Origin of the sequence: Phyllobacterium sp. TAF24 (assembly GCF_052113785.1) — a bacterium.
Classification (GTDB): domain Bacteria; phylum Pseudomonadota; class Alphaproteobacteria; order Rhizobiales; family Rhizobiaceae; genus Phyllobacterium.
This window is the reverse complement of the sequence record NZ_JBFRDN010000006.1, coordinates 37,501-50,866: the sequence shown is the minus strand read 5'-3', so window position 1 is coordinate 50,866 and position 13,366 is coordinate 37,501. Positions and strand designations below refer to the sequence as shown.

Below are 13,366 nucleotides of genomic sequence, written 5' to 3'. Positions count from 1 at the left end.
TGCTTGCCACATCCAAGCCTAGCCTTCCAGCCATTTCACCTGATCTGGCGTAAGATTAATGTTGAGTGCCGAGAGGCTGTCCTCAAGCTCACCAAGCGTGCGTGGTCCAATCAAAGGGATGACGGGAGAGGGTTGGGCGAGCACATAGGCTAGAGCTATATGAATAGGATTGCGGCCAAGTTTCCCTGCAAGTTCTATCGCCCGGTCACGACGTCCGAAATTCTTCTCCGAATACCAGACCCGTACCAATTCTTCATCGTCCCGCTTGTCGCGGCCAGCGCGATCCGTAAAGAAGCCCCGGCCTTGACTGGACCATGCGAAGTTGGGCATTTGCTTTTTATTGAGCCATGTTTTCCACGCATCGTCAGACGCAGCAACGCAACCCGCCCAGATTGGGTCCAGCATCTCAGCCAATGAGAAATTGTTAGACAGGGCGCCCGGTGCCGTCTTGCCATTCTTTTCGGCGTAAATAATGGCCTCGTCCATCCGCTCCCGTGTCCAGTTTGACCCGCCAAACGGACCACGAATGCGACCGGCTTTGACCTCAGCATCCATCGCGTCGACGAATTCACCCACGGGAATGTCGGGATTGTCACGATGCATGAAATAGACGTCGACATAATCGGTTTTCAGGTGCTCCAGCGACCGTGAGAGCTGCTTGGCGATGACGTCAGGGTAGCAAAGCGGGGAGTGGGCACCTTTGCCAATCAGGACCACATCTTCGCGCGGGACGTTGCGGCTCGTATGCCAGTCGCCAAAAATTTCTTCAGTTTTGCCGCCGCCGTAAACAAAGGCTGTATCGAAGAGATTACCGCCTGCCTCATAATAGGCGTCAAGGGTCAGAGAAGCAGCAGCGAAGTTCGGAAAGAATTCAAAGCCGAGTGCAACAGAGGAAGCCTGCTTAGCAAGGCCGGGAATTGCCCGTTTTGGTACGCTCTTGCCCGGCACTGGCTTGGTGCCGGAAATCGTCGTCGTCCGCTTTGCGGCTTTCTCGATGCCGTATTCAAGACCTATTGCGGCACGCCACTGATCCAGCACCCGCAGATTACCGATGGAGTCGGCCCAGCTCATGCCCGGCGCTGCAAATTCCTGCCGCTTCTGGTGGATAGCTTCGCCCGCTGCATCCACTTCGAAGGAATAAAGCCAACGGCTCTCCTCAAATTCGATTGTTTCTTGCGGTTTGTTGTGCCGGTGAATCTCGATCTTACCAATGCCGCCTTCTTGACCGGAGGCGTACCAGAAATCCTTGACCTCGATACGGCCTGTTGAGCCGATGATGCGCAGGGTATTATCCTGATCTGCCATGATTGAGCAGGATACTTCAGCAATAATTCCGTTCGGGAATTTCAACAGGGCAGACGCCCATTGATCAACGCCGGTTTGGCCGAGATGACCGACGCCCGACACGAATTCAGGATCAAGGAACGGCTTGCCCTCGACACTGCCTGCGATCAATCGTGTCATCGAAACGGGATAGCAGCCGACATCGAGGATACCGCCGCCTGCTGTTTCATTGGCAAACAGGCGGTGCTCGGGTTTGACGCTGCCCATGTTGAAGCCGAAGCTTGATCTGATAATACGTACATCGCCTATGGTTCCGCTTTTGACCAATTCGATGAGTTTGATGGTTTGCGGGTGAACGCGGTACATGAATGCTTCACCTGCGAAGACACCGGCCTTGCGGGCTTCGTGGAAGATTGCATCGGCATCATAAGCACTGAGGGCTATCGGTTTTTCCACCAGCACATGTTTTCCTGCGCGTATGGCCTTGATTGCCCACTCGGCATGTCCGGTATGGGGCGTTGAGACATAAATGGCGTCAACCTCAGGGTCATCAAGCAAGGCGTCATAGCCGTTGACAATGCGCGCGCCGGGAAAATGGCTTGCCAGTTCCGGCCTATCCGGATTGCGCGAAGCAATGGCGACGAGCTTGCCTGTCGTGGAATGGGCAACGCCGCCAGCAAAGGTGCGGGCAATTGTGCCGGGGCCGATAATGCCCCAACGGATTGATACTGTGTCAGTCATGCTATGTCCTCTTTGGATTAGTTTTGCCACCGGGAGTATGGCGGGGAGATCGAAATTCGGTTTATCGAAGTCGGTTTCCTGCACTGTCGAACAACAGGGCATGGCTGGATTTGATGGCAACGGTCAGTGTGTCGGTCTTGAGTTCTGTGCGGGATTCTTCACGTTCGATGATCAGCTGTTCGCCGCCCGCAACATTGGCGTAGATGTAACTGGTGTTACCGAGGTGTTCGGCAACATCCACTGTGATTGTAAGGTCAGCATCACCGTGGCCTGCCTTGACGAAATGTTCTGGACGCACGCCCAGCGTGACCCTTTCGCCAATAGCAGGCGGCGGGTTTTTTATGGGCAGGGTGAGATGGACCTTGCCCTGATTCAAGAGCGCAATGGTGACGCTTGCGCTATCTGCAGCAACAATCTCTGTGCTCATGAAGTTCATCTTGGGAGAGCCGACAAAACCGGCAACAAACTGGTTGGCTGGATTGTCATAGAGATCAAGCGGCGCGCCGATCTGTTCGATATTGCCGCCTCGAAGCACCACGATCTTGTCTGCAAGTGTCATGGCTTCTGTCTGGTCGTGGGTGACATAAATCATGGTTGTACCCAGCTCCTTGTGCAGCCGGGAAATCTCGACGCGCATCTGTACCCGCAGTTCCGCGTCCAGATTGGAAAGAGGTTCGTCAAACAGGAAAACCTGCGGCTCGCGCACAATGGCGCGGCCGATGGCAACGCGCTGACGCTGCCCGCCCGAAAGTTGTTTCGGCCTGCGCTGCATCAGCTCCTTGATCTGAAGAATATCCGCCACGCGCTGAACCCGGCGATCCGTATCGGCTTTCGGATTGCCGGTCATGCGCAGGCCGAATGCCAGATTTTCTTCGACAGTCATGTGCGGATAAAGAGCATAGGACTGGAACACCATGGCGATGCCGCGATCTGCCGGTTCGATGTCATTGACGAGTTTATTGCCAATATGAATTTCCCCATCTGTTATGTGTTCAAGCCCTGCAATCATGCGGAGCAGAGTGGATTTGCCACAACCGGATGGGCCGACAAAAACCACGAATTCGCCATCGGCCACATCAAGGCTGGCATTGCGGATGATCTCGTAGGAGCCGAAGCGTTTGATGACATTCTTGAGTGAAAGTTCAGCCATGCGGCGGTTTCCTATTTGATTGCACCAGCGGCGATGCCGGCGATGAAGTGGCGCTGCAACAGAATGAAAATGATGAGGATTGGAGCTGTGAGCATCACAGCGCCTGCCATGATCCCACCCCACGATACTTTGGTGAGGCCGATCAATGTTCCCAGCGCAACAGGAGCAGTCAGCATGCCGGGCCGTGAATTGATCAGCAGCGGCCAGAGATAGTTGTTCCAGGAGGCGAGAAAGAGAATGATTGCCAATGCCGCCATGGTTGGTCGTGCAAGCGGCAGGGCAATGCGCAGGAAGATCTGCCATTCCTTGACACCTTCGACCCGTGCTGCATCGAAGAGTTCAGCGGGCATCATGGAAAAGGCCTGACGCATGAACAGGACGCCAAGCGAATTAAAGAGGGGCGGCACGATGAGCGCGATCCACGTGTTGGCCATCTTGAACTCGCGTGCCACCATAATGAACTGCGGGATCACCACAACAAAATAGGGCAGGGTAATCGTGCCAAGAATGATCGCCACGACAAGCGATTTGCCAATGAAATGGTAACGCGCCAGCGCCCAGCCAGCCATTGAGGTAAGCAGAACTGATAGGATCGTGTAAACAATCGCAACGCTGATCGAAATCATCAAAGCCCGGATGAAATCCGTATCCGCCTGCAGATTGCTCAGGTTTTCGAAGAAATGGGTTGATGGCAGGAGTTCGATCTGCGGGCTGAAAATGCCGTAATCCGGCATAGTCGCGAAGACGAACATCATCCACAGCGGAAACAGCCAGATGATCGCCAACGGGATCAGAACAGCGTGCAGGGACAGCGAACGGATCAGTGTTGAGCGTGTTTGGGAACTCATTTCTCGTCCCTCCCGACCCAGAGATTGAGCAGTGAAATCAGGATTGCCAGCGCAGCCATGGTGTAGGCGATGGCTGAGGCGTAACCGAAGTTGAGCGAGGTAAAGCCTTGCCGATACAGAAACAGACCAAGAGTTTCCGTTCCGCCGCCGGGCCCGCCACGATTGGTAATCAGGAATGGTTCGGTGAAGAGCTGCATGGACCCGATGATCGACAGGATCACACAGAAAAGGATAATCGGTTTGAGAAGCGGCAGCGTGATGTAGATGAATTGCCTGATTTTGCTGACGCGATCCAGCGTTGCCGCCTCGTAAACGTCACCGGGAATGGACTGAAGCCCGGCCAGAATGATGATCGCATTGTACCCGGCCCACCGCCATGTCACGGCGATGATCAGCAACGCCATGGCAGCTGGGGCTTCGGCAAACCAGGATATGGACGCGATGCCAATGCCGTTCAGCAGTTTGTTGATAATGCCGAAATCAAGATTGAACATGAGGCGAAACACGGCGGCATAGGCAACCTCGCCAACCACGACAGGTGCAAAAAATGCAAAGCGGAAAAGGCCGCGCACTTTCAAAAGCGGGGAATTGAGCAGCACAGCCATAATTGTTGCCAGCGTGATCATCACCGGGACCTGAATGATCAGGATGATCATGGTGTTCTTCAGTGCATTGTAGAATGCAGGGTCGTTAAAGAGCCGGCCCCAATTGGCCCCGAAGCTGAAGACCCACGGGTTCACGCGGGTATTCTGGAACGACATTAGAAACGAACTGATGATCGGCCATATCCAGAACGCCGCGAAGATCAAAAGGTAAGGGGCGAGAAACCCATAGGCGGCCCGGTTGCGTAGTTGCATCAATTGTCCTCCACGACGATCCACCTGAATGCCGGATATGCGCTCCCACGCCTATCCGGCATTGAGCTTATTGAGCGATTGGCAGTCCTGTCGCCGATGCGATCTGGTTTGCCGCGTCGTCGAGTGCTGCTTTGGCGTCTGGATATCCTCCGGCGAAATATTTGGTTTGGGTTGCCTTATAGATACCGTCAGCGTCACTCTGGAATGCAGTGCCACGGCTCGCCACGACCTTTGGCAATGTCCCGAGAATGTCAGCCCAAACCGCCTGACCACCCCAATAGGGCTGTGGTTCGGAAACGAAGGGTTGTTTCTCCGCACTGAGAAGCGATGGTACCAGACCGAAACTCTTGAGCATCGCGATCTGCCCTTCATCTGTACCGAGTGCGTAATTCAGATAGGTCCAGGCCGGTTCCTTGTGCTGGGAGCCGTTGCTGATTGCCAGTGATGAGCCACCAAGATTGGCCGCGTGCGGACCATCGGCGGTGAGACTTGGCATAAGATAGACGCCCCATTTGCCCGTAAGCTTGGGAGAATTGGTGCGGACAGTACCTTCATACCAGCCACCATAAACCTGACTAGCAACCGTGCCCGCTGTGTTGGACTGTACCTTTTCGTCCCAGTTGGCCGCCGTCAGGGTTCCGGCATCTTTCATCTGCTTGATCTTATCCAGCGTGGCGACGCACGCGGGGTGGTTGATTGTGATGGTCTGGCCATCGGTCGAAAAGTATCCGCATCCCTGTTCATTGGAGATCATGCGGAACCATTCGCTGTCACCGTTGAAATCTGCCTGCGCCATGACAACGCCCGGATTGGCGGTTGCGATTTTCTTGCCGGCAGCTATGAAATCATCCCATGATTTTACGCTTTTAGGATCAACGCCCGCCTTCTCGTAAAAGTCGCGCCGGTAGAAAACGGCAACGGGGCCTGAGTCCCACGGCATGGCATAGGCAACATCGCCGACCTCAAGTTCAGTGCGTTTGAACTCCGGGAATTTGGCTTGTATCTCACTGGTGTAGCCAAGGTCTTTCAGATTGGCGAAACAATCGGGAAAACGGTTCCAGAAAATCTCAGCTTCGAAGTTCTCGATTGTCACGATATCGGGCAAACCGTCACCGCCAGCTGCACAGGCTGCAAGCGTCTTGTCAAAGACCTGCTGATTACCAAGATCCTGAACCGTTACCTTTATGTCAGGAAATTGCTTGTTGAAGCCTTCCAGTGTCGACTTCAGCGAAGACGCCGCAACATTCCAGCTCCAGATGGTGATTTCGGTAGGCTGGGCCCGTGCCGGTGCAGAACCCAAAGCCAATGCTGCGACAAGTGCTGTCGCGCCAAGAAATTTACAGCCCATTGAAAATCCTCCCTTTTCAATTGCCCGTTCTTTGCGAACATGGCTACACTAGCGACAAGGGAGCGTGTGTCTCCCATAAAGGGAATATGAATTGGGCGGAAAGTAAGATGGGAGACAGGCCGATCTATCAGCCGGGTGCAAGCAGTGTGGAAGGTCTGCCGACGGCTCTGCAAATGTTTCACAATCACCCGCCTGTTATGGCTATGCCCCATTGGCATGCACAGGTCGAAGTCAACTATATCATACGCGGTTCAGTACATTATCGGATGAACGATCACGCAATCCAACTTAATGCGGGAGATATGTGCCTGTTCTGGGGTGGTCAGCCGCACCAGATGGATGATTCATCTGACGATTCAATTTATGCAGGCGCGCATCTGCCTCTCGTGCATTTCTTTCGTATGCGTTTGCCGGAAAGTGTTCCGAGCCAATTGATGCAGGGAGCAACTCTGGTGACATCTGCGACCGACGCTGCAGACAAGGAGAATTTTGCGCGCTGGTATAGCTATGCCCGGTCAGGCGATCCGGTAAAGGCGGAACATGCGGTCAACGAATTATTGTTGCGGATCGAACGGGTTGGATTCGAACCATATAAGATGTTGCCGGATTGCCGGGCGCATTCTTCTGGCGAACAATCGAGCCAGCAGTCGTCCCGGGTGGTTGCACGGATGTGTGATTTCATTGCCGGTAACTTCCTGCACGATATTGACTCAGTCAATATCGCCACTTCGGCGGGCGTTCATCCCAAATATGCGATGAATGTTTTCAAAAAATCCACAGGGATGACACTGAACAATTATGTCAGCTTGCTACGGCTGTCTTATGCGCAGGCGATGCTGCTACGGGACGGGGCGAATGTCCTGCAGGTCGCGATGGATAGCGGATTTGGCTCGCTCAGCGCCTTCAACAAATCCTTCCGTAATATTGCAGGTATGTCTCCATCAGACTTCCGTCGTGATATGCGCAGTGGAGGACAGTTGAGCAGTGCCTCATCCGGAATGCAGAATTTGCCATAAGGCCAGCCGGAACCGCGACTAGTTAATAATGAGAATTGTTATTGATCATATAATATTATAAATGATGTGAAGGGAGGGACTGGCGAAGTAGATTGCGTCCGCATATTGAGTGGATTGATCAATATTTGCTTCTGCAATGAGAAGCAACCACCAGTCGCAGGGATACACTTGGCAGAAAACAAACTCAGCAATTATGATTTTCGCACTGCGGGCCATTCGCGCACGCATCACGGTCATGTCATGCGTGATCTTGGCTTGCGGATCGTCAATGGTTCTTATCCCGAGAACAGCATTCTGCCGGGAGATGCGGAACTGCTTGAACGCTTCGGCGTATCCAGAACGGTCCTGCGCGAGGCGTTAAAAACATTGGCGGCGAAAGGGCTCATTCAACCCAAGGCCAAGATTGGCACACGGGTATTGGAGCGGTCGAACTGGAACCTCTTTGACCCAGATATTCTTGTCTGGCATTTTGAAGCTGGAGCCAGTGCCAATTTCCTGTCGAGTATTGTCGAAATGCGGCTGGCGCTGGAGCCCGAGGCCGCCGGTCTTGCCTGTTTACGGCGAACCGATACGCAGCTCCAAAAACTCTACGAATGGGTTGATGAAATGGGCAGCGCACGGGAAACGCCTGCTCATTTCGTCCATAGCGATCTGCAGTTTCATATTGCCATTGCGGAAGCCTCCGGCAATCCGTTCATGCGGTCTATCAGTGCTTTGATCGAAGTGGCTCTGGTGACAACGTTCACGATCAGCTCACCCATACCCAATTCCGAGCGCCACATGCATTCCGTTGCCCGGCACAAAGCCATAGCAGACGCCATCAGGGACCGGAATGTTGTGGCTGCCAAAGAAGCTATGCGCGGCGTCATTCAGGATGGTGCCGAGCGTGTACTAGCTGCTTCAAGCCCGGATTGATCTGAGATCAGACCCAGCCACCATCGACGATAAAATTCTGCGCCGAGCACATTTTTGAATCATCCGAGGCAAGGAAGAGAGCCATGCGGGCTATGTCTTCAGGCAGGACGCGTCCAGCAAGACACTGGCTGCGGTCGATCAATTCATTCGCTGCATCATCAACCCATAGATCAAGCTGACGCTTGGTCATCACCCAGCCCGGCACCAACGTATTGACCCGGATACCGTGTTTGCCCAAGTCACGGGCGAAGGAGCGGGTCAAGCCGTGGACGGCCGACTTGGCTGAGGCATAACCGGGATATCCGCCGGAGGCCATCATCCAGCCCACGGAGCCAAAATTGATGATCGAACCACCACCAGCCTCAATCATTGCCGGTGCAACTGCCTGAATGGCAAAGAACATATGGCGCAGGTTTACAGCGATACGTTGATCGAAATAATCCGGTGTTACCTCCCGCCAGTCATGGCGCGTATCGTTGGCCGCATTGTTGATAAGCACGGTCGCTGCGCCCTGTATCTTCTCGATTTCCCGGATGATCTTTTGGTAGGTGCTGATATCCGTAATGTCAGCCGCACGAAACGTTACCTTGCCTCCGGATGCGTTCAGCTCCTCCGCCAGCGTCTTGCCTGCCGCCTCGGCAAGATCGACGAATCCCACCTTGGCACCTTCCGCCGCAAAGGCGCGCACAATCATCTCGCCAATTCCTGTCGCGCCGCCTGATATAAAGACGGGCTTGTCGATAAGGCCGGGATAGCGCGCGAAAACGGGTGATGTGTTTGTCATGGCGACACCATTGTTGCGGTGGTAAAAAGGGGAATTGGCTGGCAACTTGATCGCCTAAAGTGTTGTCACCTTTACCTTGACTGGCTTTTCCACCTTCAGCGGATTGCGCAAAGGCAAACCAAACGCGGGCGCTTCGATTTCAAAAACATCGCCATTCTCGGTCTTGATACCGTCGGCGAAAGACAGTGTAGCAGTCCCGAACATGTGGACATGGACATCACCGGGCTGCCGGAATAGCGAATATTTGAAATGATGATGCTCGAGATTGGCTATCGTATGGGACATGTTGTCTTCACCCGATAGAAATGGCTTTTCCCAGATCGCTTTGCCCTTGCGTAGAATACGCGAACTGCCACGGATATCCGCAGGCAAATCACCCACAATCAATTCCGGTCCAAGCGAGCAGGGACGCAGTTTGGAATGGGCGAGAAAGAGATAATTGACGCGTTCGGTGACATGGTCGGAGAATTCATTGGCCAGCGCAAAGCCAATGCGGAAAGGCGAGCCGTCAGGACCGATAACATAGACGCCGGCAATCTCAGGTTCTTCACCGGCATCCTCGGCAAAGGCTGGAGATAAAAGCGGCTGGCCGGGACCCGTGAGCATTGTGCCATTGCCCTTGTAGAACCATTCAGGCTGCACACCGGTCTGACCTTTTTTGGGTTTGCCGCCTTCAAGGCCCATACGGAACATCTTCATCGAGTCCGTCAGGGCCTCTTCCTTGGCATCGTCGATCTTGCGATGCATGGCATCGCGCGTTGCAGCCGACCCAAGATGAGTGAGACCTGTTCCCGTTAAATGGATGTGTGCTGGATCGTGCGTATCAATGGGTGAAAGCAGGCGTCCTTCGGCATAGGCAGCCTCAACGTCGACTACCTTGCCCAGTCCGCGTTCTTCGACAATGTTGGCGAGACTGGATTTCGCTTCGATTGCGGCGTGAGCCAACTCCAGAATGGATTTCGTCCGCTTTACGTGCCGGAATGGGCCATCTACGCGCGCGGCAACCTGCCTCTTTCCATTGGCATTGAGCAACTGAACCAGATTCACGTCTATCCTCCCGGGAAACATCGAGTGAAGCACAGACAGCTTCACTTCATTCTTGACCTTTAGCCAATAATTTCTAAAAATAGTATAATAATATTATATTGATGTAAACGGTGGAAAATGACGTTTTAACTGTGCCACCAATCACTGGAAAAAAGACTTTTCAGCTCGTCTTGAAAGAGCTATTCCAAAAGTCATACTTTTCAGTTAAGTGTTGTAAGGATCGTGCTCTGGGAGGAGCTGGCGGCATAAGCAAAAAAGATTCCGCCCGGAAAACATGCTCGAATAACGTTGCGTCCATTAGGGAAATTGGGAGGATACCAGTGAAAATGCTTAAAGTTGTTGCTGCAGGCCTGATCGCGCTTTGCGCGATGGGTACGCAAGGGTTTGCCCAGGACAAGGGCTCGGTTGGTATTTCGATGCCAACAAAATCCTCCGCACGCTGGATTGCTGACGGAGACAATATGGTGAAGGCGCTGAAAGAACGCGGCTACACCACTGATCTGCAATATGCGGAAGATGACATTCCAAACCAGCTTGCTCAGATCGAGAACATGGTCACCAAGGGTGTAAAGGTTCTGGTCATTGCAGCGATTGACGGCACCACGCTGTCTAATGTGCTGCAGCAGGCGCATGATGCCAATATCCAGGTCATTTCCTATGATCGCCTCATCCGCGATTCCGGCAATGTCGACTACTACACGACATTCGACAATTTCCAGGTTGGCGTTCTGCAGGCCGGATCACTCGTAAAGGCTCTTGGCCTTCCTGAGGCAAAGGGACCATTCAATATTGAGCTTTTCGGTGGTTCGCCTGACGATAACAATGCGTTCTTCTTCTATAATGGCGCAATGTCCGTGCTTCAGCCTTTGATTGACAGTGGCAAGCTCGTTGTCCAATCCGGCCAGACCGGCATGGACAAGGTTGGTACATTGCGTTGGGACGGTGCTGTGGCTCAGTCCCGTATGGATAACCTTCTTTCCGCCTATTATACGGACAAGAAGGTCAATGCGGTTCTGTCACCCTATGACGGTCTGTCGATCGGCATCCTGTCGTCACTGCGTGGCGTCGGATACGGTACAAAGGATCAGCCATTCCCGTTCGTTTCCGGACAGGATGCGGAGGTTCCTTCGGTGAAGTCGATCATTGCAGGCGAGCAGTACTCGACGATCTACAAGGATACGCGCGAACTGGCGAAGGTTACATCCAATCTCATCGATAAGGTGCTGAAGGGTGAACAGCCTGAAATCAATGACACCAAAACCTACAATAACGGTGTCAAGATTGTTCCGTCCTATCTTCTGAAGCCGGTTGAAGTGGACAAGACCAACTGGAAAGAAATCCTGATCGGTGGCGGTTATTATACCGAAGCGCAGATCAAGTAGGCCCCTTTTAAGCCTGGCAAACCCTGCGCCTGATCGCGCGGGGTTTGTTTTGTATCGACAGAGGCTCCTGCGGATGAACATTCCGGTAGTACCAGGCCGCGGCGCCATTTATAAATTGCAAAGAGAAACGCCATGAGGCGTCGATGAGGGTCCCGATGGAAACCATCCTCGAAATGCGCGGTATCACCAAGACCTTTCCCGGGGTGAAAGCGCTTGATAATGTCAATCTCAACGTGCGCAAGGGTGAAATTCACGCGCTTGTTGGCGAGAATGGCGCCGGAAAATCAACCCTGATGAAAGTGCTGAGCGGCGTCTATCCGCATGGCAGCTATGAGGGCGAGATTCACTATAACGGGGAAGAACAGCATTTTCGCGATATCAGTGACAGTGAAGAAAAGGGCATCATTATCATTCATCAGGAGCTGGCACTTGTTCCGCTCCTGTCGATTGCCGAGAACATCTTTCTGGGCAATGAGCCAGCACGGTTCGGGATCATCGATTGGCATATCGCGGAAACCCGCACACGCGAACTTCTGGCCAAAGTTGGCCTGAAGGAAGATCCGCAAACCTTGATCACCAATCTCGGTGTCGGCAAACAGCAGTTGGTGGAGATTGCCAAGGCATTGTCGAAAGAGGTCGAGCTTCTCATCCTTGATGAGCCGACAGCAAGCCTCAACGAAAAAGACAGTGATGCATTGCTCGAGCTCCTACTCGAGTTCAAAGCCCAGGGCATTTCATCGATTTTGATTTCCCACAAGCTCAACGAAGTTGGCAAAGTTGCCGATCGCATCACGGTCCTGCGTGACGGGGCGACCATTGAAACGCTCGACAAGGAAGCAATTTCCGAAGACCGGATTGTGACCTCCATGGTCGGACGTCAACTCGCCGATCGCTTTCCGCAGCGCGAGCCGAATATTGGCGAAGTTGTCTTTGAAGTGAAGGACTGGGTCGTCCACCATCACGTTCATAGTGACAGAACAGTCATCAATGGCATTAATCTCAATGTCCGCAAGGGCGAGGTCGTTGGTATTGCCGGTCTGATGGGCGCGGGGCGAACGGAATTTGCCATGAGTGTCTTTGGCAAGGCCTATGGCCGCAAGATCAGCGGCGAGGTTTTCATCAATGGCAAGAAGGTCGATGTCTCGACCATTGGCAAAGCTGTCGATAACGGCATTGCCTACGTCACAGAAGATCGCAAGACCTATGGGCTCAATCTGATTGACCACATCAAGCACAATACGACGATCGTCAATCTCGAAGGCGTATCCCATGGCGGTGTGCTGGATGATATGGCCGAATTGAAAGTGGCCAATGAATACCGTCGCAAGACCAATATTCGTTCGTCCAGCATCTACCAGAAAACCGGCAATCTTTCCGGCGGCAACCAGCAGAAGGTCGTCCTGTCAAAGTGGTTGTTTGCCAACCCTGATCTCTTGATACTCGATGAGCCGACGCGCGGTATCGATGTCGGCGCAAAATATGAAATCTATTCGATCATCAACCAGTTGGTGAGTGAAGGCAAAAGTGTGCTGATGATCTCATCGGAAATGCCAGAACTGCTCGGCGTCTGTGATCGGATTTATGTGATGAACCAGGGCAGGATCGTCGGTGAAATGCCTGCTAAAGAAGCCAGCCAGGACAAAATCATGCGCGCCATTATTCGTGCTGAAGGGAAAGCATCATGACTATAGAAAACACGGCGACCCCGGCCAAGACCGAAGCTAAGACGGACGGATCGCCGATGAAGGGTAATGTGCGCGAATACGGGCTGGTGTTGGCGTTGATCCTGATCATGTTGTTCTTTCAGTTCACCACCAATGGGACATTGTTCAAACCGGTTAACCTGACCAACCTCGTGCTGCAGAACAGTTATATTATCGTCATGGCGCTTGGCATGTTGTTGGTCATCGTTGCTGGCCATATCGATCTTTCCGTTGGGTCAGTGTCGGGTTTCATCGGCGGATTGGCCGCAGTGATGATGGTTCAATGGCATA

General features: G+C 53.2%; 12 protein-coding genes (1 of these 12 cut by a window edge). 5 read left to right on the top strand and 7 right to left on the bottom strand.

Annotated features, from left to right (window positions below; genetic code table 11):
- Positions 1–18: 18 nt before the first annotated feature.
- The 5 genes from AB4Y96_RS07380 to AB4Y96_RS07360 form a co-directional block, all read right to left on the bottom strand.
- Positions 19–2,025: an aldo/keto reductase gene (locus AB4Y96_RS07380; protein WP_441916442.1), complete on the bottom strand. Its 2,007-nt coding sequence runs from the start codon at positions 2,023–2,025 to the stop codon at positions 19–21.
- A 61-nt stretch (positions 2,026–2,086) separates the two neighbouring features.
- Positions 2,087–3,175: an ABC transporter ATP-binding protein gene (locus AB4Y96_RS07375; RefSeq protein WP_091881239.1), complete on the bottom strand. Its 1,089-nt coding sequence runs from the start codon at positions 3,173–3,175 to the stop codon at positions 2,087–2,089.
- 11 nt (positions 3,176–3,186) lie between these two features.
- A complete protein-coding gene (locus AB4Y96_RS07370; RefSeq protein ID WP_441916441.1) occupies positions 3,187–4,023 on the bottom strand; it encodes a carbohydrate ABC transporter permease in 837 nt (278 codons plus the stop codon).
- On the bottom strand, positions 4,020–4,880 hold the full coding sequence (locus tag AB4Y96_RS07365; RefSeq protein ID WP_441916440.1) for a carbohydrate ABC transporter permease: 861 nt from the start codon (positions 4,878–4,880) through the stop codon (positions 4,020–4,022). Before AB4Y96_RS07365 ends, AB4Y96_RS07370 begins: the two co-directional genes overlap by 4 nt.
- Before the next feature lie 67 nt (positions 4,881–4,947).
- A complete protein-coding gene (locus AB4Y96_RS07360; protein WP_441916439.1) occupies positions 4,948–6,228 on the bottom strand; it encodes an ABC transporter substrate-binding protein in 1,281 nt (426 codons plus the stop codon).
- An 86-nt stretch (positions 6,229–6,314) separates the two neighbouring features.
- Between AB4Y96_RS07360 and AB4Y96_RS07355 the strand changes: the two genes are divergently transcribed.
- Both AB4Y96_RS07355 and AB4Y96_RS07350 read left to right on the top strand, forming a co-directional pair.
- A complete protein-coding gene (locus AB4Y96_RS07355) occupies positions 6,315–7,244 on the top strand; it encodes a helix-turn-helix domain-containing protein (RefSeq protein WP_441916550.1) in 930 nt (309 codons plus the stop codon).
- 240 nt (positions 7,245–7,484) lie between these two features.
- Complete coding sequence (locus AB4Y96_RS07350) at positions 7,485–8,159, top strand: FadR/GntR family transcriptional regulator (RefSeq protein WP_091882265.1); 675 nt, start codon at positions 7,485–7,487, stop codon at positions 8,157–8,159.
- A 7-nt stretch (positions 8,160–8,166) separates the two neighbouring features.
- Here AB4Y96_RS07350 and AB4Y96_RS07345 read toward each other — a convergent pair whose 3' ends face one another.
- Positions 8,167–8,943 carry an SDR family NAD(P)-dependent oxidoreductase gene (locus AB4Y96_RS07345; protein WP_441916438.1) on the bottom strand — a complete coding sequence of 259 codons (777 nt, stop codon included), beginning with the start codon at positions 8,941–8,943 and terminating at the stop codon, positions 8,167–8,169.
- Positions 8,944–8,997: 54 nt separating this feature from the next.
- On the bottom strand, positions 8,998–9,990 hold the full coding sequence (araD1, locus tag AB4Y96_RS07340; protein ID WP_441916437.1) for an AraD1 family protein: 993 nt from the start codon (positions 9,988–9,990) through the stop codon (positions 8,998–9,000).
- A gap of 326 nt (positions 9,991–10,316) precedes the next feature.
- Here araD1 and chvE point away from each other — a divergent pair, with 326 nt between their 5' ends.
- The 3 genes from chvE to mmsB form a co-directional block, all read left to right on the top strand.
- Positions 10,317–11,372, top strand: coding sequence for a multiple monosaccharide ABC transporter substrate-binding protein (chvE, locus tag AB4Y96_RS07335; RefSeq protein WP_441916549.1), 1,056 nt, complete (start codon positions 10,317–10,319; stop codon positions 11,370–11,372).
- A gap of 155 nt (positions 11,373–11,527) precedes the next feature.
- On the top strand, positions 11,528–13,057 hold the full coding sequence (mmsA, locus tag AB4Y96_RS07330; protein WP_441916436.1) for a multiple monosaccharide ABC transporter ATP-binding protein: 1,530 nt from the start codon (positions 11,528–11,530) through the stop codon (positions 13,055–13,057).
- Positions 13,054–13,366, top strand: the start of a protein-coding gene (mmsB, locus tag AB4Y96_RS07325; RefSeq protein ID WP_441916435.1) for a multiple monosaccharide ABC transporter permease. 887 nt of this gene lie beyond the right edge of the window; the window shows 313 of its 1,200 coding nt (coding positions 1–313); the start codon lies at positions 13,054–13,056; the stop codon falls past the right edge of the window. Before mmsA ends, mmsB begins: the two co-directional genes overlap by 4 nt.

What these genes read in the sequence shown, in the direction of transcription:
- AB4Y96_RS07380 (WP_441916442.1), bottom strand. Translation starts at nt 2,025, where the DNA reads ATGACTGACACAGTATCAATCCGTTGGGGCATTATCGGCCCCGGCACA.
- AB4Y96_RS07375 (WP_091881239.1), bottom strand. Translation starts at nt 3,175, where the DNA reads ATGGCTGAACTTTCACTCAAGAATGTCATCAAACGCTTCGGCTCCTAC.
- AB4Y96_RS07370 (WP_441916441.1), bottom strand. Translation starts at nt 4,023, where the DNA reads ATGAGTTCCCAAACACGCTCAACACTGATCCGTTCGCTGTCCCTGCAC.
- AB4Y96_RS07365 (WP_441916440.1), bottom strand. Translation starts at nt 4,880, where the DNA reads ATGCAACTACGCAACCGGGCCGCCTATGGGTTTCTCGCCCCTTACCTT.
- AB4Y96_RS07360 (WP_441916439.1), bottom strand. Translation starts at nt 6,228, where the DNA reads ATGGGCTGTAAATTTCTTGGCGCGACAGCACTTGTCGCAGCATTGGCT.
- AB4Y96_RS07355 (WP_441916550.1), top strand. Translation starts at nt 6,315, where the DNA reads ATGAATTGGGCGGAAAGTAAGATGGGAGACAGGCCGATCTATCAGCCG.
- AB4Y96_RS07350 (WP_091882265.1), top strand. Translation starts at nt 7,485, where the DNA reads ATGCGTGATCTTGGCTTGCGGATCGTCAATGGTTCTTATCCCGAGAAC.
- AB4Y96_RS07345 (WP_441916438.1), bottom strand. Translation starts at nt 8,943, where the DNA reads ATGACAAACACATCACCCGTTTTCGCGCGCTATCCCGGCCTTATCGAC.
- chvE (WP_441916549.1), top strand. Translation starts at nt 10,317, where the DNA reads ATGCTTAAAGTTGTTGCTGCAGGCCTGATCGCGCTTTGCGCGATGGGT.
- mmsA (WP_441916436.1), top strand. Translation starts at nt 11,528, where the DNA reads ATGGAAACCATCCTCGAAATGCGCGGTATCACCAAGACCTTTCCCGGG.